Annotated in this window: 23 protein-coding genes; 5 read left to right on the top strand and 18 right to left on the bottom strand. The window is 54.9% G+C overall.

The annotated features are described in order from the left end of the window. Positions 1-229 precede the first annotated feature (229 nt). Positions 230-1,750 carry an NAD(P)H-hydrate dehydratase gene (locus CV945_RS07805; RefSeq protein WP_100659515.1) on the bottom strand — a complete coding sequence of 507 codons (1,521 nt, stop codon included), beginning with the start codon at positions 1,748-1,750 and terminating at the stop codon, positions 230-232. A 275-nt stretch (positions 1,751-2,025) separates the two neighbouring features. Here CV945_RS07805 and CV945_RS07795 point away from each other — a divergent pair, with 275 nt between their 5' ends. Beyond that, complete coding sequence (locus tag CV945_RS07795) at positions 2,026-2,595, top strand: MFS transporter (RefSeq protein ID WP_232722058.1); 570 nt, start codon at positions 2,026-2,028, stop codon at positions 2,593-2,595. 12 nt (positions 2,596-2,607) lie between these two features. Here CV945_RS07795 and CV945_RS07790 read toward each other — a convergent pair whose 3' ends face one another. From CV945_RS07790 to CV945_RS07750, 8 genes are all read right to left on the bottom strand, one after another. Beyond that, positions 2,608-3,003: a hypothetical protein gene (locus tag CV945_RS07790; protein ID WP_100659513.1), complete on the bottom strand. Its 396-nt coding sequence runs from the start codon at positions 3,001-3,003 to the stop codon at positions 2,608-2,610. A 62-nt stretch (positions 3,004-3,065) separates the two neighbouring features. After that, entirely contained in the window at positions 3,066-3,470 is a 405-nt protein-coding gene (locus CV945_RS07785; RefSeq protein WP_100659512.1) for a thiol-disulfide oxidoreductase DCC family protein, read from the bottom strand. Next, positions 3,470-4,153: an SOS response-associated peptidase gene (locus CV945_RS07780; RefSeq protein WP_011230990.1), complete on the bottom strand. Its 684-nt coding sequence runs from the start codon at positions 4,151-4,153 to the stop codon at positions 3,470-3,472. Before CV945_RS07780 ends, CV945_RS07785 begins: the two co-directional genes overlap by 1 nt. A 95-nt stretch (positions 4,154-4,248) precedes the next feature. Then, positions 4,249-5,184 carry an alpha/beta hydrolase gene (locus CV945_RS07775; RefSeq protein ID WP_063330230.1) on the bottom strand — a complete coding sequence of 312 codons (936 nt, stop codon included), beginning with the start codon at positions 5,182-5,184 and terminating at the stop codon, positions 4,249-4,251. Positions 5,185-5,306: 122 nt separating this feature from the next. Further along, entirely contained in the window at positions 5,307-6,476 is a 1,170-nt protein-coding gene (locus tag CV945_RS07770) for an acyl-CoA dehydrogenase family protein (RefSeq protein ID WP_082825829.1), read from the bottom strand. A 364-nt stretch (positions 6,477-6,840) separates the two neighbouring features. After that, the gene (locus CV945_RS07760) at positions 6,841-7,629 is read right to left on the bottom strand and encodes an ABC transporter permease (RefSeq protein ID WP_100659511.1); all 789 of its coding nucleotides are present in this window, start codon (positions 7,627-7,629) and stop codon (positions 6,841-6,843) included. 2 nt (positions 7,630-7,631) lie between these two features. Further along, positions 7,632-8,405 (bottom strand): ABC transporter permease, encoded by a 774-nt coding sequence (locus CV945_RS07755; protein WP_100659510.1) that lies wholly within the window; start codon positions 8,403-8,405, stop codon positions 7,632-7,634. Then, positions 8,402-9,373, bottom strand: coding sequence for an ABC transporter ATP-binding protein (locus CV945_RS07750; protein WP_063330227.1), 972 nt, complete (start codon positions 9,371-9,373; stop codon positions 8,402-8,404). The genes CV945_RS07755 and CV945_RS07750 overlap by 4 nt, the downstream gene beginning before the upstream one ends. Before the next feature lie 158 nt (positions 9,374-9,531). Here CV945_RS07750 and CV945_RS07745 point away from each other — a divergent pair, with 158 nt between their 5' ends. Then, complete coding sequence (locus CV945_RS07745; protein WP_033016597.1) at positions 9,532-9,960, top strand: hypothetical protein; 429 nt, start codon at positions 9,532-9,534, stop codon at positions 9,958-9,960. Positions 9,961-10,336: 376 nt separating this feature from the next. Here CV945_RS07745 and CV945_RS07740 read toward each other — a convergent pair whose 3' ends face one another. Continuing rightward, positions 10,337-12,325 carry an acetoacetate--CoA ligase gene (locus CV945_RS07740; RefSeq protein ID WP_198518489.1) on the bottom strand — a complete coding sequence of 663 codons (1,989 nt, stop codon included), beginning with the start codon at positions 12,323-12,325 and terminating at the stop codon, positions 10,337-10,339. Between the two features lie 237 nt (positions 12,326-12,562). On the opposite strand from CV945_RS07740, the gene CV945_RS07735 reads away from it, so the two are divergent. From CV945_RS07735 to CV945_RS07725, 3 genes are read left to right on the top strand one after another with little or no spacing between them, the layout of a single operon-like run. Further along, positions 12,563-12,817 carry a FeoA family protein gene (locus CV945_RS07735; RefSeq protein WP_044744400.1) on the top strand — a complete coding sequence of 85 codons (255 nt, stop codon included), beginning with the start codon at positions 12,563-12,565 and terminating at the stop codon, positions 12,815-12,817. Continuing rightward, on the top strand, positions 12,810-13,544 hold the full coding sequence (locus CV945_RS07730; RefSeq protein ID WP_100659508.1) for a FeoB small GTPase domain-containing protein: 735 nt from the start codon (positions 12,810-12,812) through the stop codon (positions 13,542-13,544). Before CV945_RS07735 ends, CV945_RS07730 begins: the two co-directional genes overlap by 8 nt. Then, positions 13,513-14,907: a nucleoside recognition domain-containing protein gene (locus CV945_RS07725; protein WP_094238593.1), complete on the top strand. Its 1,395-nt coding sequence runs from the start codon at positions 13,513-13,515 to the stop codon at positions 14,905-14,907. Before CV945_RS07730 ends, CV945_RS07725 begins: the two co-directional genes overlap by 32 nt. 249 nt (positions 14,908-15,156) lie before the next feature. Here CV945_RS07725 and CV945_RS07720 read toward each other — a convergent pair whose 3' ends face one another. The 8 genes from CV945_RS07720 to CV945_RS07685 all read right to left on the bottom strand — a co-directional run bounded on the left by CV945_RS07720 (position 15,157) and on the right by CV945_RS07685 (position 22,544). Further along, complete coding sequence (locus CV945_RS07720) at positions 15,157-15,783, bottom strand: histidine phosphatase family protein (protein ID WP_100659507.1); 627 nt, start codon at positions 15,781-15,783, stop codon at positions 15,157-15,159. 135 nt (positions 15,784-15,918) lie between these two features. Further along, positions 15,919-16,380 (bottom strand): GNAT family N-acetyltransferase, encoded by a 462-nt coding sequence (locus tag CV945_RS07715; RefSeq protein ID WP_100659506.1) that lies wholly within the window; start codon positions 16,378-16,380, stop codon positions 15,919-15,921. 54 nt (positions 16,381-16,434) lie between these two features. Continuing rightward, on the bottom strand, positions 16,435-16,734 hold the full coding sequence (locus CV945_RS07710) for a DUF5634 family protein (protein WP_100659505.1): 300 nt from the start codon (positions 16,732-16,734) through the stop codon (positions 16,435-16,437). A gap of 77 nt (positions 16,735-16,811) precedes the next feature. After that, a complete protein-coding gene (locus CV945_RS07705; protein ID WP_100659517.1) occupies positions 16,812-18,791 on the bottom strand; it encodes a putative bifunctional diguanylate cyclase/phosphodiesterase in 1,980 nt (659 codons plus the stop codon). A 134-nt stretch (positions 18,792-18,925) separates the two neighbouring features. Next, positions 18,926-19,663, bottom strand: a complete 738-nt coding sequence (locus CV945_RS07700; RefSeq protein ID WP_044743913.1) for an IucA/IucC family C-terminal-domain containing protein — start codon at positions 19,661-19,663, stop codon at positions 18,926-18,928. After that, positions 19,663-20,475 (bottom strand): ABC transporter ATP-binding protein, encoded by an 813-nt coding sequence (locus tag CV945_RS07695; RefSeq protein ID WP_100659504.1) that lies wholly within the window; start codon positions 20,473-20,475, stop codon positions 19,663-19,665. Before CV945_RS07695 ends, CV945_RS07700 begins: the two co-directional genes overlap by 1 nt. A gap of 18 nt (positions 20,476-20,493) precedes the next feature. After that, a complete protein-coding gene (locus CV945_RS07690) occupies positions 20,494-21,546 on the bottom strand; it encodes a FecCD family ABC transporter permease (protein WP_100659503.1) in 1,053 nt (350 codons plus the stop codon). Beyond that, positions 21,543-22,544, bottom strand: coding sequence for a FecCD family ABC transporter permease (locus CV945_RS07685; protein ID WP_100659502.1), 1,002 nt, complete (start codon positions 22,542-22,544; stop codon positions 21,543-21,545). Before CV945_RS07685 ends, CV945_RS07690 begins: the two co-directional genes overlap by 4 nt. Positions 22,545-22,633: the final 89 nt, after the last annotated feature.

Genomic DNA, 22,633 nt, shown 5'->3' with positions numbered 1-22,633 from the left:
TAACGATGCAGGCATGACCTGCGTCGTTGGGTAGTTGTCAACCTGCCCTGATGCAACCCCAAGTCAAGGAAGGAGGACGAAGTCCGCTTGTACTTCTGGAGAGTTGCAAGCCCCCACTTCAAGCGTTAGCTAAGTGGGGGTAGTTGACACAGCCCATACGCCAGCCGGTCATCGCAAACCGGCAGGAATCGTGTTCATCCCCCATTGTCCCTTTCAATGGGCCGGTTGATCACGTCAGCGAAGTGAGCACAGCCGGCAAGGCATCCACAACGTCCGACGCCAATACATCCCAGGACGAATGACCGTGTTGAACAAGCCAATCAGCAGCCTTTCCATGCACGAACACTGCATTGCTCACCGCCGGCTGCACCGCCTCGTGCTGCAGCAAAAACGCCGCCACGATGCCCGTCAACACGTCGCCGCTCCCGCCTTTCGCCAAGGCCGGATTGCCGGTCGCGTTTACATATTGCGCCCCGTCCGGCGCTGTCACAATCGTATACGGCCCTTTCAACACGACATAGACGCCATATTCCATCGCCAGCCGCTTCGACACGCCAAACCGGTCGCGTTCCACCTCGCTGACCGGGCGGCGAAGGAGGCGCGCCATTTCCCCCGGATGCGGCGTGATCACCGTCGGCGCGCTCCGTTCGCGCACCAGCTCGGCGTAGTCGCCCCAAAAAAACAAGGCATCGGCGTCGATGACAAGCGGCACCGGCTGGCGCACAAGCTCATTGACCAAGCGGCGAACCCCTTCCGTCCGGCCCATCCCTGGGCCGACCGCGATCGCATCGATCTCAAGCCCGTCCCAATCGGCCGCGCCGGCAAACGCGCCGCCCTCGGCCGGCCATAATCGACACATCGCCTCCGGCACGCGGTTGGCGACCGCCTCATACATCGCTTCCGGAACGGCGATCGTCACCAGCCCCGCCCCGCTGCGAAGCGCCGCCTTCGCGGCGAGTGTCACCGCGCCGGCCATCGCCTTGGACCCGCCGACAATGAGCAGCTTGCCGTACGTTCCTTTATGCGATGACCGTGTTCGCTTCGGCATCGTCCGCACCACATCGCTCTTTTCCCACAAAAACCGAGCAGCCGCCTTCGCCTGCACCGCCGCCGGCGGAATGCCGATATCCACGACGGTGAGCTCTCCGTAATAATCGGCCGCCGGGAACGTGTACGCCCCAAGTTTCGGGCATTGCACCGTCAGTGTCGCATCAGCGCGGACCGCCATGCCGGCTTCCCCACCGTCCGCCGGCACCCCGCTCGGCACGTCAATCGCATAAACGACCGCCGGCGAACGGTTCACTTGCTCGATGATTTCCTTATATGGCGGACGTACGTCCCCTTTGACGCCGATGCCAAGCAAGGCGTCAATGATGATGTCATAATGCGGCAAGAGCGCCGCCAACTCCCGCTCTTTTCCTTCATAAGCGATCCATGCATAACCGGACCGCTCGTACACCTCAAGCGCCGTGCGCGCCGCCCCTTTCACCTTTTCCTTTGGCGGAACGAGCCAGACATCGGTTTCATAGCCATAACTTTTCAACATGCGCGCGATGACGAACCCATCGCCGCCGTTGTTGCCCGTGCCCGCGAGCACCGCCACCTTGGCAGCGGGCGGAATCCGCTTCTTCAGCGCCCAAAACAGCGCCTGTCCGGCGTTTTCCATCAACGAGTCAGCGCTGATGCCGATCCGCTCCGTCACTTCCCGGTCAATGGCGTACATTTCCTCAGCCGTTACGATCGGAATCATATACGTTGCCCCTTTCGATTGTTCTTCCCATACATATAAATTGTACAATTTTACCAGGAAACTTCGCAAAAGAATACCACTTAGATCTTTTAGAGGCCATCGTTGCACCGACCGCCCCGATGGGCATTGACTCGGACAAATTCAAATCTCACCAACATCTGCCGCCTTGCGGGCGGCGGGTGTTTCTTTTTGTAGACGATCAATCGGGAAAAGCAGTATAGTAGAAAGTAGAAATGTTCAGTCTTCGTTCACTCGAAAAAAAGAGGCGACCGACCTTGACATACATCGAAAAGGGAAGCATCACCTATCTGAAAGCAAGCATATCGCTCTTTTTCGGCGGGTTTGTGACGCTGTACAATTACATCGGCTTTTTGCTGAGCGAGCCTCCGTATTCATTCCGACAATCCGTGCTCGGCTTTTTGTTTATCGTTTACATATTTGGCGGCATCGGCTCTGTCTATATGGGACGGCGGGCGGATCTTCGCGGCCACGCCTGCACCTTGCGTTTGTCGGTCGCTTTGACGGCGATCGGGGCGCTCGCCACGCTCGCTCCGTCCGTGCTCGTGAAAATAGCCGGTTTGGCGCTGTTTACGTTTGGCTTTTTCGGCTGCCACTCCATCGCCAGCGCCTGGATCGGCGAACAGGCGCACGTCTATAAGGCGCAGGCGTCTTCCTTGTATCTTCTTTTCTATTATTTAGGGTCAAGCCTTGCCGGAACAGCCGGCGGCTGCGTCTGGACGCATTTCCATTGGAGCGGCGTCATCGCTTTTGTCATCGCACTCCTCGCCCTGTCCGGCCCGCTTATCTTCTATGCGGAAAAACGGCGGCCATCGCCTTCGCGATGACCGCCGCCTCCGTCATGATTGCTTGGTGATCACTTGCAGCCCAAACTGCAGGCAATCATCGCAAATGGCCGCCAGCGGACCTTTGGCCAGCCTTGGCTTTTCTTTCAGGCAAAACGAACAGCGCTCGTTGGGATCGGTTTGCGTTTCACCCGTCAACTCTTCCTCCAGCTTTTCAAGAGAAAAGACGGCAATCGCTTCATACACATTGTCGACCAAATCGTCGTCGATGTACGCGCATTTTCCCTCCCACCGCAATGCCACGAGCTTGGCTGCTACTGCCATGCCTTCGTAAAATCGACGGCGGGCTTCTTCCTCGCTTTGTTCTGCTTCGACTGCCAAATCATCGGCGAACTGCTCAAGCGCCGCAGCCGTGCATTGTTCGAGCCACCGTTTTGTTTCGTTCGCCATGCCATTTCCCCTCCCTTATTTCTTTCTCTTTTCAATACGACAAACAAACATATTTTCCTTCTTTACCGCGGCAATTCATCAAGAAAACGAGCCCGCAGTTCAGGAGGCGGCAACTGGCAATGATCGTGCTTCGGTGCGAGACGATGCCGACGTTTCGCAATCTGATCATACATATGATCGCGCAACAGCCGCGGAACGAGAAACCCGACGGCTGCCAGCCAATTCCACGGCCAGGCCAGATGTCGTCCGATGCGCAGGACAGCATCAGATTTTACATAACAGCACCCGTTCTCGATGAGGACGACGCTGTCTCCCGCTGACATCTCCTGCTTGGCTAACAATGCTTGACCAACGGCGCTCTGTTGCGCCGCAAAGCGGAACACCGCCTGGCGGTCGCGGGCGGCGATCCAGTGTGCGCTCGCATGGCAAAACAGGCAATCGCCATCAAATAAGATGACAGGATGCATCACGTTCCCTCCATTGACCGGCTGTCGACCGGCTCGATGCAGGCGATCACGTCGTTTTTCGGCGAGTTGACCAGCGGCGCCACTTCGTACATGCGCATCTCGCTGCTCGGATACGGACGCAGCAACGATTTCAAATACTCGCTGTCGTCTAAACGCGGATCCAGCCAGTCTTCATGCTGCTCGGGAGGCAATATGACCGGCATCCGATCGTGAATGGGGGCGATGAGCTCGTTCGCCCTCGTCGTCATGATCGTGCACGTCTCAAGCGGCCCGCTCGCTCCCTCCCAGCGCTCCCACAGACCGGCAAACCCAAACGGCGCATCCGTTGCAAGCGTAAACCGATACGGCACTTTTTTCGATCCCTCTTTTTTCCACTCATAAAATCCATCGGCTAAAATCAAACAGCGCCGCCGCTTGAACGCATGGTGAAAACTCGCCTTCTCATCGACTGTTTCCGCCCGGGCGTTGATCATTTTGACACCGATGCGATCATCTTTCGCCCAAAACGGCACAAGCCCCCAGCGCATCATTTTGCCGATTCGCTCCCCTTCTTCCACAATGACCGTCAACACCTCCTGGCTCGGGGCGATGTTGAACCGAGGCGCAAGCGAACCTTGATAACGGAAACGAAACAACGCCCGCAATGTTTCCAAATCAACTGTCAACGTAAACCGACCGCACATGGCATTCACTCCTCGATTCGTTGATCAATGCCATCTTCATTCTCTATTTCTTCCATTATAATACAAAAAGCGGCCGAACACGAATCGCAGCCGCCTTACGAAGAAGTTTTTACCAATGAGCGCAAAAACGCCGACACTCTTTCTACATACTCATCGCTGTAGAGAGAAAAACTTTTCACATGATCCGCTTTGTCCGTCAGCCATAGCTGAAACACATCCGGATGGGTTTTGTACAGTTTTACGCTTTCTTCATACGGAATCGAACGGTCGTTTTTGCTGTGGATGAACAAAATCGGCCTCGGCGCGACACGATCGACCGCATGGATGGGCGAAGACACGCCCAAATCCAAATCAGCCAGCGCCGGAATGATCGCCAAAATCAAATACGTAAACGGCACGTTCGGCAAGTGCGTCCACACCGGCATATTGGCGCGCAAATATGATTCGAGGTCGCTGAACGGGCTGTCGGCAATCACCCCGCGCACATCCTGGTCCTCTGCCGCCGCCAAAATCGATGTCGCCGCCCCCATTGAAACACCATACAGGGCAATGGGCTCATCGAAGTGCTTTTTCGCGTAATCAATGACGCCAAGCAGATCGTCTTTCTCTTTGACGCCGATCGTAATCATATCGCCTTCCGACTCGCCGCTCGCGCGAAAGTCGAACAAGATGACGCGGTATCCGTCGTCAACAAGCCGCTTGGCGAGCGGCAAAAACGGCACGTTTTTCTGAATCCGGTTGCCGGCATACCCATGGGCAAAAATGACCGTCATCTTCGCCGCTCCTTTAGGCGGAATGATCCAGCCTTCGAGCGCCGTTTTCCCATCTTTGCTTGTAAATGTCGCACTTTCATACGCCATGCCATAGTCTTTCGGCGTCATGGTAACCGGCTCGCGCGGTTTATGCGTCAGCTGCCAGCCGACATAAACGGACAAACCGACGCAGGCGAGCAACCCCAAAATGACAACGCCAATGGCCGCAGAAATCCAAACGCGCCGTTTTGTCCGGCGCGGCGTGCGCACCACTTCCATGTCCGTTTTCCCCTTCCTTTCTTTCATCCTACTTGTTGAATTGCTCATTTGGCAGTCAAAAAAAGAGATGTCCGCCAAAAACGAACATCCCTTTCGCCCATGGCCCGCTTCATGCCGCCAACTTACGAATGCGCGAGCGGCACAGACGCTCCTTTACATCTGACGATCAAGTCAAACTCGCGCACCGACGTCATGCGTTCATCGACGAGCCCGCGCTCCCAAACATGGCGCAAAAACAGCTCAGCGATCAACCTGTTCCGTTCGTCTTCTTGCCCGCGTTCAAGGGCGATGATGCTCAAATACAGATCACACATCCGATTGGCAATCGCTTTCGCGTGGAACGTCTGCACCTCATCCGCTTGGCCGCCAAGACGGGCGAGCGCGGCCACCAACTCCTTCAACCCTTCTTCAGCCGGGCGGGCAAGCGGCTTAACCTTAGCCGTCAACCGCTCAAGCCGCTCCTTCATCTCCGCGATGAACCGCTCGTGAATGCGGTATTTGCGCATCAAACGCAGCACCTCGAGCGCCAAAATGTTCGCCGTCCCCTCCCAAACCGTCAGCACTTGCGCATCGCGCAACAGGCGTGGCGTAACAAAATCTTCAATATACCCGTTGCCGCCGTGCAGTTCAATCGCCTCATGGCTAAAGGCAATCGCCTCTTCGGCGGTGCGCATTTTAAGAAGTGCGATCAAAAGCCTGAGCCATGCTTTCTCCGCCTCGCTCGCTTCATGCGGCGCAGCCATGACGCGGTCAAACAAGGCGATCATGTCAAAGCAGGCGCTCGTTTCCACTTCCTGTCTCGCTGTCAAATTGGCGAGCGTCCCGCGCACCATCGGGTAATTCGTCAACACATGGCCAAAGGCCGTGCGCCGCTCGGCGTATTGTTTCGCCTCTTCAAGCGCCCGCTTCATGATGCCGACGGAAGCAACCGCATTGCAGACGCGCGAGAGATTAAGCGCTTCCATCTCCGCCTTCAGCTGAAGCAAATCCTCGATCCGCTCGCTCACCTCCTTCAATTTCCGCCGCCCGTATTCGACCGTTTTTTCAAGCTGTTTCTTCCCCGTGCGATCCTCATCAAACAGCGCAATCATCTCATGAATTTCGTCAAGCGAAAAGCCGAACCGTTTGCCGCGCAAAATGAGCTTGAGTTTCGCCCGCTCCTTTTTCGTATACAGCCGCTGCCCTGACTCGGTCCGGATTGGGGAGAGCAATCCGCGTTCTTCATAATAGCGGATCGTCCGTGTGCTCACATCAAACTCTTGCGCCAAATCGGAAATGGTGAAATAGTGCATGGCCATCCCTTTTCTAGAATCAATATTCTGAATTTTATTTTAATTGACGTTTACGTAAAAGTCAACGAATATGAAAGCAAAGAAACAGTCATCCTCCCCCTTCTCCGTGTCCATTCTCTCCGCCATCCAACCATCAATATGGAAAAAATGGATCTGGGAGCCGTCGGCGAAAGGAGACATCCTAAGCCAATGCAAAGAAAGAGACAGTCGACCGAACGCACAGGTCATCAGCACTGAAACGCTTTTCCATTATTCATGGCGGCCAGAAGCGAATCGGACGGCATGGGTCGATATACGCGCCGCTGATTCCCTGGCGAAATCACCATGACAAAAGAAAAAAGCCCCTGTCTAAGGAGCCGTTTCCTCACCCGCCCGCCCCGGTGTAAAAGCGCAAGGCAAACCGCCAAAAGCGACGGGCCAGCCATAAAAAGAGAATGGCCGCAGCCAAAGCCGCCAGCGCTGTCGGGATGCGCCATTTTCCAAGCAGCGCCAAAGCCGGCGTATTGGTGATCAACACCGCCGGCAAGATGTATGTAATCACCCATCGCACTGCGCCCCGGTACATGCTGCCGGGGAAGCGGGCCGTGTCAAAAAACGAATCGAAAATAAACGACAAATCATCAATGCGCACCACCCAAAACGACGTCGTCATAAGCATCATCCATAACGAATAAATAAGCAAAAGCGAAGCAACCATCACGATCAAAAACATCAGCACGTCCGCCGCCGACGGCACGTAGCGTTCGACATACAAGCCGTAGCCGATGACGCCGAGGCCAAGCGCTACATCGATCAGCCGCCAAAAGACAAGATGGCGGAAGCTGACGTAAAACATGCTGTCGACCGGTTTCGTCAAAATATAATCGAGCGTGCCGCGCCGGACATGCTCAAGCAAACGCGGCATGTTCGGGCGGAGCGCAAAGTCAATGAATCCGCGCAGCGTATTAAAGACGCCGAGCAGCACAAGCACTTCCCCATACGTCCAGCCGCCTAACCGGTCCGTCTGATAAAAAAAGATATGGATCGTAAGCAGGGCGATGCCGAGGCCAAAAAAGCTGGCGATGAAATTGCCGAAAAATTCACTTCGATATTCCAATTCCTCAACCAAACAAGCGCGGAAAAACTCGCGGAACACCCGCCCGTATCGCCGCATGTTCATCCACCTACCGCCTGATTTTTTCTCATCCCCGCTTTCCACAGCCATTGCAAAGCACCAATCAGCGCCATCATCCACCCCGCCGCAATCGCAAAACCGCGCATTATTTCTCCGCCGCCTGCCGCCCCGGTGGCGATTTCAATCGGGAAACTGATCATATAGCGAAACGGCAGCCACTCGCTCCATTCGCGAAGCGCCGGCGGCAAAAACTCAAGCGGCGCGATTCGCCCTGACAAAAACAGCGACATCACATCGATCACCCCGTACACCGCCGCCACCTTTGTGACCCAAAACGCGAGCAGCCCGCACGAGTAGCTCAACAAAAACCGAAGCGCCGCACCCAATACGACCGCCGCCAAAAACAGCACCGCTTGCCCTGCCGTCATATGCGGGCGAAGCGCAGGCCAAAACACCGCCCCCGCCAGCCAAACCGGCACTAAAATGACGGCAAACAGCCATTTGTAAACGATGTTTTCCGCGATCGCCCAATGGATCGGGTGAAGCGGCCTAAGCAGCAAATTCGAAAACGTCCCTTCGCGAATTTCACGGTCCAGCTCCCATACATCCCACGCGCTCGTCATCCGCTCGACAAAAATGACCGCCATAAAATAGAACAGAAACGACTCGCTCTCTTCCGGATGAATGTTCATCCAGACAAACATCGTAATGAGCGGCTGCGTGATGGCGCCCGTCATCCAGACGAACGTCGCAAGCCGATACGCAAGCATTTCGATGTATTTCATCCGCAATAGGGCGATATATTTGCGAATCATACGTGTTCCTCCCAAAACGCGCGCGTAATCACTTCCTCAAGCGGCGGGTCTTCAATATTGATGTCGCGGACATCAAACCGTTCCAATAACCGCGCTGCTGTCCCCGCCGCCTTCTCGCGCGCCACCCGCAATACGACTGTTCCTTCTTCGATTTCCGCCACTTCGCCATACTCTCCCCAATCCATGTCCGGAACTCGTGAAAACCGGACTTCCAATCGCTTGTACGGCGCCAGCTTCTCCGTCAGCACCGACAGCTCCCCATCGTAAATCAATCGCCCGTAGTTAATGATCATCACCCGGTCGCAAAGCGCCGCGACATCGCCCATATAGTGCGACGTCAACAAAATCGTCGTCTCATGCTCGCGATTGTAGTCCACGATAAAACGGCGCACGTTTTCTTGTGTATGAACGTCCAGCCCGATCGTCGGTTCGTCCAAAAACAACACGTGCGGCCGATGCAACAGCGCCGCTGCCAGCTCGCAGCGCATCCGCTGGCCAAGCGACAGACTGCGCGTCGGCTTATCAAGAAGCGGGGCCAAGTCGAGCAGTTCCGTCAATTCCTCAAGCGTCTGGCGGAACGACCGATCGTCGATGTCATAAATCGCTTTATTGACCAAAAACGTCTCCATTGGCGGAATGTCCCAAATGAGCTGGCTTTTTTGCCCCATCACCAAGCTCATCATTTTTTTAAACTCCGGCTTTTGCTCAAACGGCACAAACCCGCCGACCGTGATCTCCCCTGACGTCGGATGCAAGAGGCCGGCCAACATTTTCATCGTCGTCGTTTTCCCCGCCCCGTTTGGCCCTAAAAAGCCGACGATTTCCCCTTTCTCAATCGTAAACGAAACGTCCTTCACCGCCTCAATGACGCGATAGTCGCGCCGCCATAAATGACGCACCGCCTCAAGCCATCCCGCATCGCGGCGATGGACGCGGAACGATTTATGCAAATGGCTGACACGAATCACAGTGCCCATCCTCCAATAGTGTACTGTTGACATTCTTTTGTTATATCACATCGAGGGGGCGCGCCGCAAAGAAAAACATTTCGCCATCTTTTCTCTATCGTTCCCATCTTTCGTCATGTATAATAGAGAGAGAATCGAACGAGAAAGGAGATTGTCGAATGGGGGATATTACAAATGAAATGATTTGGCAAGCCATTAAAGAACTTGCCGAGCAGCTGCAACAAACGAACGGACAAGTGCAGCAACTGGGCCAACAGGTGCAACAAACAAACGAGCAAGTGCAACAGCTCGGTCAACAGGTGCAACAAACAAACGAGCAAGTGCAGCAACTGGGCCAACAAGTCCAACACCTTAACAGCCAAGTGCAGCAGCTGAATCACCAAGTACAGCAAACTCATGAGCAAGTCGACCAGCTCGCCAAACAAGTGCAACAAACGAATGAACAACTCAACCAATTAAGCCAGCAAGTGGCCGACATGGACAAACGGATCACCGATGTCGCCAACGGCCAAAACATTTTAGTTGAAGAGCTGTTCGAAAACAAAAAGGAGATCAGGCGGGTCAAGACGGCGCTCAATATGTACTAGACGTCAGTCCGCTCCATCTCGTTGATCTCTTCGACGTTGAACGCTTGTTCCATATCCTGTGTGAACATAGCCATCATCAAACAACATCCTCCTGCTTACGTCATACTAAAACTCCGAATCATCGTCGCCGCAAATGAAGCCCGGAAGGTTCTCCTAAACAGATCTTCCGGACTTTCTCATCATGAAAACGGACACCGTCTCGTCTCATCGCCCCAACATCTCTTTCACCGTCGTCCGCTCCTCAATCACCGATGGATTTCCAAACTAGCCTAGTCCGCTTGCTTTCTTCCATGCCCCCGACTCCTCTATTTATAATTCACTAATACATAGAAAGGTTGTTATTAAGCATCGTCACTTAATAACAACCTTTCGCATTTCAGCTTGTCTGCGTCTTTGCCGCCAGCGTCTTCGCCAGCTCGCGGAAAAAGTCGAGCGCCTCCGGATTGGCCATCGAGCCTGGGTTGACCGCCTTTTCGAGCGGGAAGCCAAGGAGCAGCTTGCGGATCGGAATCTCCATTTTCTTGCCGTTTAGCGTTTTCGGAATTTGCTTCACCTCGTAAATTTCATCTGGAACAAAGCGCGGCGAGACGTGCTGCCGAATCGATTGGCGGATGCGCTCTTTCAGCTCGTCATCGAGCACCGCGCCCGGCTTGAGGACGACAAACAGCGGCATAAACGACTGCTTGCCCATCATTTCCAAATCGACAATGAGGCTTTCGAACACCCCGTCGACCGCTTCGACCGCACGGTAAATTTCGCTCGTGCCCATGCGGACGCCGGCACGGTTGATCGTCGAGTCGGAGCGTCCGTAAATGACGCATCCCCCTTGTTCGTCAATTTTAATCCAGTCGCCGTGCTTCCAGACGCCCGGGTACGTGTCAAAATAGCTGTTCCGATACCGTTCGCCGTCTGGATCGTTCCAGAAAAAGAGCGGCATCGACGGCATTGGTTTTGTGATGACAAGTTCACCGACTTCATTGACAAGCGGCCGGCCGTTTTCGTCAAACGCCTGCACATCCGCGCCCAACGCGCGGCACGAGAGGACGCCGGCGCGCACCGGCAAAATGGGGGAGCCGACGACAAACGCGGTGCACACATCCGTTCCCCCGCTGCATGACGCGAGGCAAATATCGTCCTTGACGTTTTCATACACCCATGCGAACCCTTCGACCGTCAGCGGCGAACCGGTCGAGAGCACGGCCTCGAGCTTTGACAAGTCATATTGCTCTTTTGGCTTCAGGCCGAGCTTCATGCAGATGTTGATAAATGCCGCGCTCGTGCCGAAATGGGTGATGCCTGCTTTCTCGGCAAGATCCCATAAGACATTGCCGTCTGGGTGCGTCGGACTGCCGTCATAAAGCACGATGGTCGACCCGGCCAGCAACCCGCCGATCAAAAAGTTCCACATCATCCATCCAGTCGTCGTAAACCAGAAAAACGTGCTGTCTTTCGTCAAGTTTTCGGAAATCGTGAGCGCTTTTAAATGCTCAAGCAAAATGCCGCCATGCCCCTGGACAATCGGCTTCGGCAAGCCGGTCGTTCCCGAGGAATACAAAATCCAAAGCGGATGACGAAACGGAACGCCTTCATAGACGAGCTCCGCCTTGTCCGCCACGACATCATCCCACAGCACAACGCCCTCATCCGGAGCCTCCATCTGCCCTCGCCAATACGGAAGCAGCACGGTCTTTTTCAATGACGGCAACTTGGCGCGCAATTCGGATACGACCGGCATTTTGTCAAATTCTTTGCCGTTGTATTGGCAGCCGTCGACCGCAAACAACACGGTCGGCTCGATTTGCGCGAACCGGTCAATGACGCTGCCGGCGCCAAAATCCGGCGAGCAACTGGACCAAATGGCGCCGATCGAGGCGCACGCCAAAAACGCCATCACTGTCTCGGGGATATTCGGCATATACGCGACGACGCGATCGCCGCGCTTCACTCCCATCGCTCGCAATGCTTTGGCGATCGCCGCCGTTTTTTCGCTGAGCTCCTGCCATGACACTTCCCGGTACGGCACGCGCTCTGAACGGAAAATGATGGCCGGGCGGTCGGCGCGCGCATGCCGGAAAATATGTTTCACATAGTTGAGCGCAGCGCCTGGAAACCATTCCGCCCCTGGCATCTTCCGCTCCCGCAGCACGCACTCATATGGCGTTGCCGCCTGAACACCACAATATTCCCAAACCGTTTCCCAAAATTCTTCAAGATGCTCAACTGACCATGTCCATAGCTCGCGGTACGAAGAGAAGGAGAGCCCTTTCTGTTCTCTCAACCACTCCATATATCGATAAAGGTTGGAGTTTTTGATTTGTTCCTCCGTCGGCTGCCAAAGAATCGTCCCTTCCGTAATCGCTTTCATTTCATCGTGCGTCAATGGACGCCGTCACCGCCTTTCTGCCAATAGTTTGTTCAGACTATTCATATGATAACATGATTTCCTACTGTTTTGAATAGTTGTCGGTTCGACAACTCTGTCAGAAAAAGAAGAAGCAAATGGGTTGACAACAGCGAGGCAACTGGAATATGATAAATTCAAAAGTTGGTCTAATCCAAAAAAATGTCCTTAACAAAAAATATTAACCGGAGGGAAACTTTTATGGCAAAAGCAAAACACTGCCGCCTCTCCGATACGAAACCGGGTGATCGCTTTCGCATCGAAAAGGTTGATGTTCCTGATCCTGTGTTAAAAAGGCGGTTGCTTGATTTGGGATTTGTACCCGGCGGGGAAGTGAAGGTTGGACAAAGAAGCCCGCTTGGCGACCCGACCGCCTATCGCGTTTGTGGAACGACGATCGCATTAAGGAAAGAAGAAAGCGACTATATTTACGGGGAGAAGATTCACCATGACTGATAGGACGTATACAGTTGCCCTAATGGGAAATCCGAACACCGGCAAAAGCACGTTGTTCAATGTCTTAACGGGCCTGCGCCAACATACCGGCAACTGGCCCGGGAAAACGGTCACTCATGCGGAAGGAGAATGCCGCCACCGCGGCACGTTGTACCGGATCGTCGACTTGCCGGGAACGTATTCGCTCTATTCCAATTCAGCCGATGAAGAGGTGGCGCGCGATTTTCTTCTGTTTCAACGTCCTGACGTCACGGTCGTTGTCGTCGATGCGACGGCATTAGAACGCAACTTGAATCTAGCGCTTCAAGTATTGGAAATGACCGACCGCGTCATTATCGCTATCAATTTAATGGATGAAGCGAAAAAGAAAGGCATTCATATCAATACAAAAAAATTAGCCGCCAAACTCGGTGTGCCGGTCGTGCCGATTTCGGCCCGCAACCGGGAAGGAATCGATGCACTGCTTGATGCGGTGGATGCCATGGCGCATGGCCGCATTCACACCACCCCGCTTTCCATCCGGTACAGTCCGGAAATCGAACGAGGCATTGCCAAGCTCTTGCCCCTTGTCAAGGAACTGATGGGTGACACGCATCCTGCTCGCTGGATCGCTCTTCGTCTCCTTGACGGCGATACATCGCTGCTTCAAGCGCTGAAACAACCGCCGCAACGATTGATCAAGGAGGGGAACGCGTATGCCTGCTGCGGATCTGTCAAATCAGTTTGACCAGCTAATGAAAGAAGCCAAGTCATTAGCACCGGCTGACACGCGTGAACAGATCGTTTCTGCCATTTTCCAAACGTCCGCTGCGCTTTCTCAAGAATGTGTCACGCATACAGCGGCCGCAAAACGCGATCGAACGGAACAAATTGACCGGATCGTCACGTCGAAGCGGTGGGGATTTCCGATTATGCTGGCGCTTCTCGCCGCTGTCCTTTACATGACGATCGCCGGCGCCAACGTCTTTTCCGATTCGCTCGCCCGCTTGTTCGGAACGATCGAAACGTATCTCACCATGGCCTTTCAAGCGATTCACGCCCCCGACTGGTTGCACGGCCTCATTGTACTTGGCCTATACCGCGGCACGGCTTGGGTCGTCAGCGTGATGCTGCCGCCGATGGCCATTTTCTTTCCCGTATTCGCGTTGCTCGAAAACTACGGCTACTTGCCCCGTGTCGCCTTCAACATGGATCGCTTGTTTCAAAAAGCGGGAGCGCATGGCAAACAATCGCTGACGATGGCCATGGGCTTCGGCTGCAACGCGGCGGCCATCATGTCGACGCGCATTATCGAATCGCCGCGCGAGCGGATGCTTGCGATTTTGACGAACAACTTCGTCCCGTGCAACGGACGTTGGCCAACGCTGATTTTGCTTTCTTCCTTATTTATGGCAGCCGGCTATACAGGTGGATGGAACACGTTCGTGACAGCAGGTGTGGTCGTCGCCATGGTGTTGTTTGGCATCGTCGTCACGTTGACCGTTTCATGGGTCTTATCCAAGACGGCCTTGCGCGGCATTCCGACCCATTACACGCTGGAGCTGCCGCCGTACCGACGCCCGAAAATCATGGAGACGATCATCCGGGCCACCCTCGACAAATCACTTTATGTGCTGAAACGGGCGGTAACGGTTGCGGCGCCAGCCGGCGTAATCACATGGATTCTCGCCAATCTTCATATCGGCGACACAACCGCGCTGGCCGCTTTCGCCCACTGGCTTGACCCATTTGCCCAATCATTGGGATTGGATGGCTACATTTTGATGGCGTTCATTTTAGGCTTGCCAGCCAATGAAATTGTCGTGCCGATTTTGCTGATGGGCTATTTATCCGCGGGGGCGCTCATCGAAGCCGATGGTCTGCATTCTCTTAAACAACTTTTGCTCGACCACGGCTGGACGTGGCTCACCGCCCTTAATATGATGCTGTTTTCCCTGCTTCACTACCCATGCGGCACGACGCTCGTCAACATTTACAAAGAAACGAAAAGCGCAAAATGGACGTTCGTCGCCTTTGCCTTGCCGACAGCGATTGCCATTGCGGTCACCTTTACGACCGCACAGCTGGCGAGATGGCTCGGGCTCGTATAAACGGCGCAGCCCCGCTTCCCGATCGAGGGAAACGGGGCTGTTTTTTTGGACAACTAGACTTGATAAGAAAAAGCAGTTCTTCACCAAACGTTGTACTGGAAGGCGCCCACTCATGTCTTTCATCCATTTCTTGAATCATGAATGAGGTTGCATGATGGCGAAAGAAACCGATCCGATTGGCCAAGCGCATATTATGGCGATGAACCGAAGAAACAGCGCCGCCTCCAATTCTCCATCCTTCTTCCCTATCTATACTTCCTTGACTTCTTCTAGATGGGAAACATCGCCTTCCACAACCAGGCGAAACACGTCCGCATTCACCTCCACAATCGTCACGCTCGTGCCGTACATATACGGCGGCGCCCACAGCTGGTCAAGCGGCGCGCCCTTGAACGCCGCCATAAGCGTTTTCAGCACGACGCCGTGGGTGACGATTAACACCGTTTCTCCCTCGTGCCGCTCGATGATGCGCCGCACCGCTTCAAGCGCCCGCTGTTGCACGTCGCAAAACCGCTCGCCTCGCCTTGGAGCGTACAGATGGGGGGCGTTCCAAAAATGGTCGAACGCGATCGGATCCATTTCCCGGATCTCGTCATGCGTCTTGCCTTCCCAATCGCCAAGACGAATCTCGCGCAGTCGCTCGTCTTGATAGATCGGAATGAGCCGCCCGCCGCGGACGAGCTCGGCCGTTTCCAGCGCCCGGCCGCTTGTGCTTGTGTAAATCGCGGCCAATTCCACCGCTTCAAGCCGCTTTCCAAGCCGCATGGCGTCTTGCCGCCCTTTTTCCGTGAGCGGCGAGTCTTGCCAGCCTTGCATCCGCTTTTCGACGTTCCACTTTGTTTCCCCATGTCTTGTTAAATACAATGTTGTCGTCATATCCTTCCGTACGTCTCCCCTCTATCAATCTACTACAGACGAAGTGCAGCCGATTCGCTATTGTCCGTTTCCACTGCCGCTTGAATGCCGTTGGCAACGCGGCCGCCGGACCTAGCGCCTCGACACAAGTAATGTTCAGCTTTTGATATTCCTTTTCACAAGCTTTGTCAGTCTGATTCCTTCCGGCGTCTCCCTCTCCTCAATCACTTGAAACCCATGACGTTTGTAAAAACGAATGGCCGGCGTGTTGCCGCTGCCGGTCGTTACAACCATTTCGCATGCCGATGGCTCTTGCTTGATGACAAAGGCAAGCAACGCACTGGCGATCCCTTGGCGGAAACAATCTGGATCGACCATCAGCCGGCAAAGGTGAAGCGTCGGGCCGCTTCGCTCATAGGCGATCGCCCCAACGAGCCGCCCGCCTTGACAATAGCCGAAAAAGCGCTCGCCGCATCGTTGCAGAGAAGCGATCGTATCGTGAAGCGGCGGGAGCGCTGTGCTGCCGATGAGCTGTGCCTCGATCGCATACGCGCGCCGCTGCAGGCGCAGCACCATAGCGGCCATTTTTTCATCTGCTATGCGGAGTTCCGCAATCATGCTCCTCTCCCCTTCCGTCAGCCAAAAAAGCGGCCGAGCTGGGCCGCCTGCTTGTTAATGGATGATTTCTTTCATCGCCTCTTGCAGCGAATGAAAGCCTTTTTTCTCCCGACCGTCTTTTCGAACGGTCCATTCCTGCTTCTCAAGCGCCAGTTCACCGCGTTCGTTTTTGACAAACGGCATGTGAATGGTGATCATCTCGTCGTCTTTGTTGATCGTATAACCGATATAATAGCGATTGCCTTCACCATGCGCTTCAAAAATGCCGACTTGGTCGAGGCCATACGCTTCCATCATCGGCTCAAGCGTGTCGATAAACTCGTCGATCACGACGCTTCTTGGCACAAATTCCATCTTCTTTTCCTCCTCTTTGCCCATGCTCAATGTTAGTGTGCGGCAAAACGAGGAAAAGAATGAACGGAAATGATCGGCTACGCCGGCGGTTCGCCGCAAGCGTTGCGGTTGTGTTCTTCTAGCCATTGTTGCAGCTTTTCCGCTTCAAGCGAACGGCTGAAATAAAATCCTTGCGCGTAGTCGCAATCCATTTGCGACAGAAGCGCCACTTGCGACTCCGTCTCGACTCCCTCCGCCAACACTTCAATATCCAAACTTTTGGCTAAATGAATGATCGTATCGACAATCGTCGCATCTTTCGAATTTTCCGCAATGCCTTGAATAAAACTGCGATCAATTTTCAACAGCGACACCGGCAAATTGCGGATATACGCGAGCGAAGAGAAACCGGTGCCAAAGTCATCGATCGCCGCCTGTACGCCAAGTCGCTGCAGTTCGGTTAAAATGTGTCTTCCTGTCTCAATGTTTTCCATCAGCCCGCTTTCTGTCACCTCTAAAATGAGTCGATCAGGCGCTAGCCCCGTCTCGCGCAAAATGCGCTTCACATGCTCGATGAGCTCCGGACGATTGAGCAAAAACGGCGACAAGTTGACGGCAAGCTTGAGGCCCGGAGATTTTCTTTCCCACTCTTTCACTTGACGGGACGCCTGTTCCAACACCCATAATGTAATTTCAAAAATAAACCCGCTTTCCTCCGCCAACGGAATGAAATCGAGCGGCGGAATGTCGCCAAGCGCCGGGTGGCGCCAGCGCAACAGCGCCTCAACCCCCATTGCCCGGCCTTTGGCAAGCCTCACTTTCGGCTGATAGCATAAATAAAACTGCCCGCGCATAACGGCAAACGGCAAATCTTGCTCGATCACCGCCTGCCGATGCTCGGTCGGCCGGTAAAAGGCATAGCCGTTCCGCCCCCGCTCTTTCACTTCGTACAACGCTTGATCAGCGTATTTCATCACTTGCTCGATCCGATCGCTGTCTTTCGGGAAAAAAGCGATGCCAATCGATAAGGTCGATTGGATGAGCTGTTTGTCGTAATAAAACGGCTCGTGAAACGAACTGACAAGCCGCTCCGCCAAGGCGGTCATCTCTGTTTTCGTTATGTTCGGCAACAAGAGAACAAACTCATCACCGCCGATGCGGGCAAAAAAGTCGCCGGGACGCAACGCCCGCTCGACGCGCTTGACCGCCTCGCGCAAAAAGTAATCGCCGGCTTGATGGGAAAAATGATCGTTGATCCATTTGAATTTGTCAAAATCCAAATAGCAAAGGGCAAACGGCGTCTGACTCGCGATCAGCTCATGAATATGCCGCTCGAAATAGCTGCGGTTGGCGATGCCGGTAAGCGAATCGAAGTAGGCAAGCTGACAGAGCTTCTCTTCATACCGTTTCCGCTCGCTGATGTTTTTCACGGTTACAATGACGCAATCCAATGCCCCTGCCTCGTCGAGAATCGCCTTCCCTTGCGCTTCGACCCAAATCCATTCGCCCTGCTCCCCTTGTTTGCGAAACTCTGCAGCTTGCGTTTCATATGTATCGTACAGCTCAGCCAGTTTTTGCGCCACCGCCGGTGCATCATCCGGATGGACAAACGCCAGCACATCTTTGTACGTTATCGGATGGCGCTCATCCGTTTTGTGTTTCCACGACGGCGGAATGTACGCCAACTCACCGTGGCGGGAAAAAATCAATACATAATCGCTCGAATGTTCGACGATCAGCTGCAAGCGCCTTTCCGCTTCGGCCAGCCGCTCCTGCAGCCCGCTCTCTTCCGCTTGACGGCGCAGGACGCATAAGACGGCTGCCGCCTGTCCGTTTTCGTCAATGATCGGCGACACCCCCGCAACCAATAAGCCGCCAAGCAACTCCCAGCGAAAGGCAGCCGGGCGCTGTTTCACCCGTTCAACCAACGCCCGTCCTTCGACGGACAGCGTCCTCTGTTCTTCTTCACTCAGCGCCAAGCCGGCAAAAGCCGGATTGTTGTAAATGATCACGCCTTGCAAATTCAAGATGACCACTGCTTCTGTGAAGTGATGGAAAAAGGCCGTATATTTGTCCATGCAATTGCTACCTCGCCGTTTCACCAAAATAAGCGATGTCCACACTTCCATTTTCACGAAAATACCGGCAAAAATCAACAAATTTCGCAAACATTTTGTCAAAAACATGAAACTGCCCACCGGCGGCCTCCCGGTCATCCGGTTTGCCGCTGGCGGGCTTTGAGTGGGCACGTTTGGCAGCATGTCCCCCCGTTGGTTTGCACGTATAGGCAGCACGTTGTCCGCTGCATGCCGCTCGCGCCTTTCCAAAAGCGACGGAGCGGATTGTCTTTTTGGCCAAACAGGCGGCCGTCTGCGTCATAAACAAGGAAATAAAAATCATCGCGCAGCCGGTCGGCGACCGGGGCAAGCGACTCATCCTCAAGCCAACGTTCATATACCCAGTACACATAAATCGCGACATTTTCCCATAAGATGAGCGGCGATACACGCGTCAGGCGCCGCAACCGGACGATGAGCGGAGCGAACAAGCCGGCGAACACGTCGCGAACGGCCTGCTCGCGCCAACCGCTGCGCTCAATGCCGCACATCTCCGCTTCCGGCGGCGCAAGGCGAAAGCGCGGCATCCACATTTCCCCTTCGCCGTCCGTATCAAGCCAAATTCGCTCAGGATCGAGCACAAGCCGCTTGTTCCACACCGACATGGCGTATAAGGCCATCGGCGCCAAAAAGCTTAGGCGCTTGACGAGCATCGAAGCGGCAACCGCGTCGTTTGCCGCCCCCATCTCGGCGCGGACGTGCGCCACATACTTCGCGAGCTGCCCGTCATCATTCAGCAGCCGGGCCAACAACATCGATGACGAGACATCAGCAGCTTCGCTCGAAAAACGGTACGTTTCCAACGCTTTCACTTCTTCTTCACTTAACCTCATCACGATACGCCTTCTTTCTGTAGGATGCGCCGCCCTTTGCCGTACGGAATGCAAAGCGGAGTGCCAAAGAGCGGATCGTACGTAATTTGACAGTCCATTTGGAACACATCTTTCACGAGCTGGCGGGAAATGACATCCTCCGGCTTCCCTTCGGCGTACACCGTTTTGTTGCGAATGGCGACGAGATGATGCGCATAGCGGCACGCCAAATTTAAATCGTGAAGCACCATGACGATCGTCCGCTGTTCTGTTGCATTGAGTTCGAACAATAAATCCAAAATATCAATTTGATGCGCCAAATCTAAGTAAGTGGTCGGCTCGTCAAGCAAGATGATGTCCGTTTCTTGCGCCAGCGTCATGGCAATCCATGCGCGCTGGCGCTGGCCGCCGGACAGCGAATCAATCGGCCGCTCGGCAAGCTCTGTCAGTCCTGTTGCTGACAAAGCGCGCGCAACGGCGCGCTCATCTTCGTCGCTCCATTGCTTGAGCCACGTTTGATATGGGTAACGCCCTTGCTTGACGAGCTGAAGGACCGTCAATCCTTCCGGAGCCACAGGCGACTGCGGCAAAATGGCCAAACGGCGGGCGATTTCCTTGGTCGGCTGCTTGGCAATCTCTTTTCCATCAAGCAAGACAGCGCCGCCTGCCGGCTTCAACAGACGAGCCAAGGCGCGCAGCAACGTCGACTTGCCGCAGCCGTTCGCGCCGATGAACACCGTGATTTTCCCTTTTGGAATCGTCAAGTTCAACCGATCGATAATGAGCGCATCCCCGTACGACAATGTCAATTCTTTCGCCTGCAGCGCGTGCATGTTTGCCCCCTCCTTCATTTATGGTTTCCGGGTTCGGTACAACAAATAAATAAAATATGGCGCACCAAGTGCGGCCGTAAATACGCCGGCCGGGATTTCCGTCGGCGCCAAAAGCATCCGCCCGGCGAGATCCGCCCCCATGACGAGCACGCCGCCTAACAGCGCCGCCGTCGGAAGCAGCGCACCAAACGCCGAACCAACAAGCCGGCGTGCCATATGCGGCGCCATCAGCCCGACAAACCCGATGCCGCCGGCAAACGCCACCGCCCCCCCGGTGAGCGCGGTGCTCAGCAGCACAAGCCCGAGCCGCTGCCGTTCGACTGCACTGCCAAGCCCAACCGCCAGCTCGCCTCCTAACTCCTGCACATTGACGTGTCGGGCTGCGAGCATGGCCATAAGGAGCAGCCCAATGACCAATGGCGCCATGAGCGAAACGTGCTGCCAAGATGCGCCATATACGCTGCCGGTGATCCAAACGTTCGCCTGGCTCGCCCGGTAAATCGGCCCGACGATCATGAGCAGCGTCGTCACTGCCTGCATGAGCGCGGAAATGCCAATGCCGATCAGCACAAGCCGAAGCGGGGCGAGACCGTTTTTCCACGCGAGCATATACACGAACCAAGCAGCGGCCGCAGCGCCGAGAAAGGCGGCAAGCGGCAGCCAGTGGATGCTGACGGTGAGGGAGTTGTTTTCATCGCTAAACAGCGCCAAAAAAGCGACGACCGCGGCCGCCGCCCCGCCGGTGATGCCGAGCACATCCGGCGAAGCAAGCGGATTGCGCACCATCCCTTGCAAAATCGCGCCCGCGGCCGCAAGCGCCATTCCGGCCAGCCAGGCAACCAACACGCGCGGCAGGCGGAACGTCAAAATGACCGTCTGATGCATTTCCTCCCCGTATCCGAGCAGCGCAGCGGCCGCTTCAAACGGCGAAATGCGCATCTCCCCGCTGCCGATGCTGACGAGAAAAAGCAGAATCGCCGCCGCCCCGAGCGCGGTGATCACGACGGCAGCTTTTTTGTCATACAAAAACGATACATAGTTTCCCATCCGAACCGTGACGTGTTTTTTCATTTTGCGGTGATCCCCCTGCGGGCAATGTAGACGAAAAACGGAACGCCGATCAACGCCGTGACGATGCCGACCGGCACTTCGCGCGGCATGAGCACGTAACGCGCCCCAATATCAGCAGCCAAAAGCAAAATTCCACCGAGCAAGGCGCAGTATGGAAGCAGCCAGCGGTGGTCAACGCCGGCCAACGCCCGCGCCATATGCGGCACCATGATGCCGACAAAGCCGATCGGGCCGGCCACAGCGACCGAACCGCCAGCAAGCAGCACGACTAACAGGGCGGCAGCAGCCTTGATCACATTCGTCCGCTGCCCGAGTCCTTTCGCTACATCGTCTCCCATCATTAAGATGTTGACATGGCGCGCCAGCAACATGGCCCCAAGCCAAGCGGCAGCCAAATATGGAAAAACGGCGGCCAACAGCTCCAGCTTTCGTCCAGCGACTGACCCAGCCAACCAAAAGAGCACTTCTTCGAGCGCCTTTTCGTTCATCGCCAACATTCCTTGCGTCAGCGAGGCAAATAAGGCAGCGACTGCTGTGCCGGCAAGCGTCATCTTCAGCGGTGTCAGCCCGTCTTTCCCTGCGGCGCTGATCACAAACACGATCGCCGCCGCGGCCGCCGCCCCAATAAACGCGATCCATGACAACATTTGCAATGAAGAAATGGAAAAAAAGGTGACCATCACAACAATGAAAAAACCGGCCCCGGCGTTAATGCCAAAAATGCCTGGCGAAGCGAGCGGGTTTCGCGTCAGCGCTTGCATGAGCGCCCCGGCCATCGCTAGGCTTGCGCCAACGACTGCCGCAATCAACGCTCGCGGCAGCCGAACCGTCGCCACGACTAAATGGGCGTTCGATCCATCATTGTCGATAAGAGCCGCCACCGCCTGCCGCCAACTCGTGTCGGTATATCCACAAACGATGCTCATCCACATGGCGGCAAGCAGCACTATCAGCAAACCGATGAGGCCAATCATTTTTTGACGGTTTGTTGCGAACATTCTCCCGCGATCTCCCTTGCTTCATTCATTCTATATCTATACGTTAAGTCTATTTGATAATGACTCTCATCGTCAATATTTTTCACCAT

Origin of the sequence: Geobacillus sp. Manikaran-105, assembly GCF_002809955.1 — a bacterium.
GTDB lineage: Bacteria > Bacillota > Bacilli > Bacillales > Anoxybacillaceae > Geobacillus > Geobacillus thermophilus.
Note: the sequence above shows the minus strand (reverse complement) of the source record. Positions and strands in the feature narration are given on the sequence as shown.

Coding starts and splice junctions, on each gene's coding strand:
- CV945_RS07725 (WP_094238593.1), top strand. CDS start 13,513: ATGCCTGCTGCGGATCTGTCAAATCAGTTTGACCAGCTAATGAAAGAA.
- CV945_RS07805 (WP_100659515.1), bottom strand. CDS start 1,750: ATGATTCCGATCGTAACGGCTGAGGAAATGTACGCCATTGACCGGGAA.
- CV945_RS07720 (WP_100659507.1), bottom strand. CDS start 15,783: ATGACGACAACATTGTATTTAACAAGACATGGGGAAACAAAGTGGAAC.
- CV945_RS07710 (WP_100659505.1), bottom strand. CDS start 16,734: ATGGAATTTGTGCCAAGAAGCGTCGTGATCGACGAGTTTATCGACACG.
- CV945_RS07760 (WP_100659511.1), bottom strand. CDS start 7,629: ATGCGGCGATACGGGCGGGTGTTCCGCGAGTTTTTCCGCGCTTGTTTG.
- CV945_RS07735 (WP_044744400.1), top strand. CDS start 12,563: ATGGCAAAAGCAAAACACTGCCGCCTCTCCGATACGAAACCGGGTGAT.
- CV945_RS07755 (WP_100659510.1), bottom strand. CDS start 8,405: ATGATTCGCAAATATATCGCCCTATTGCGGATGAAATACATCGAAATG.
- CV945_RS07745 (WP_033016597.1), top strand. CDS start 9,532: ATGGGGGATATTACAAATGAAATGATTTGGCAAGCCATTAAAGAACTT.
- CV945_RS07685 (WP_100659502.1), bottom strand. CDS start 22,544: ATGTTCGCAACAAACCGTCAAAAAATGATTGGCCTCATCGGTTTGCTG.
- CV945_RS07790 (WP_100659513.1), bottom strand. CDS start 3,003: ATGGCGAACGAAACAAAACGGTGGCTCGAACAATGCACGGCTGCGGCG.
- CV945_RS07690 (WP_100659503.1), bottom strand. CDS start 21,546: ATGAAAAAACACGTCACGGTTCGGATGGGAAACTATGTATCGTTTTTG.
- CV945_RS07780 (WP_011230990.1), bottom strand. CDS start 4,153: ATGTGCGGTCGGTTTACGTTGACAGTTGATTTGGAAACATTGCGGGCG.
- CV945_RS07700 (WP_044743913.1), bottom strand. CDS start 19,663: ATGAGGTTAAGTGAAGAAGAAGTGAAAGCGTTGGAAACGTACCGTTTT.
- CV945_RS07715 (WP_100659506.1), bottom strand. CDS start 16,380: ATGATTGCGGAACTCCGCATAGCAGATGAAAAAATGGCCGCTATGGTG.
- CV945_RS07785 (WP_100659512.1), bottom strand. CDS start 3,470: ATGCATCCTGTCATCTTATTTGATGGCGATTGCCTGTTTTGCCATGCG.
- CV945_RS07775 (WP_063330230.1), bottom strand. CDS start 5,184: ATGGAAGTGGTGCGCACGCCGCGCCGGACAAAACGGCGCGTTTGGATT.
- CV945_RS07705 (WP_100659517.1), bottom strand. CDS start 18,791: ATGGACAAATATACGGCCTTTTTCCATCACTTCACAGAAGCAGTGGTC.
- CV945_RS07770 (WP_082825829.1), bottom strand. CDS start 6,476: ATGCACTATTTCACCATTTCCGATTTGGCGCAAGAGTTTGATGTGAGC.
- CV945_RS07740 (WP_198518489.1), bottom strand. CDS start 12,325: ATGAAAGCGATTACGGAAGGGACGATTCTTTGGCAGCCGACGGAGGAA.
- CV945_RS07730 (WP_100659508.1), top strand. CDS start 12,810: ATGACTGATAGGACGTATACAGTTGCCCTAATGGGAAATCCGAACACC.
- CV945_RS07695 (WP_100659504.1), bottom strand. CDS start 20,475: ATGCACGCGCTGCAGGCGAAAGAATTGACATTGTCGTACGGGGATGCG.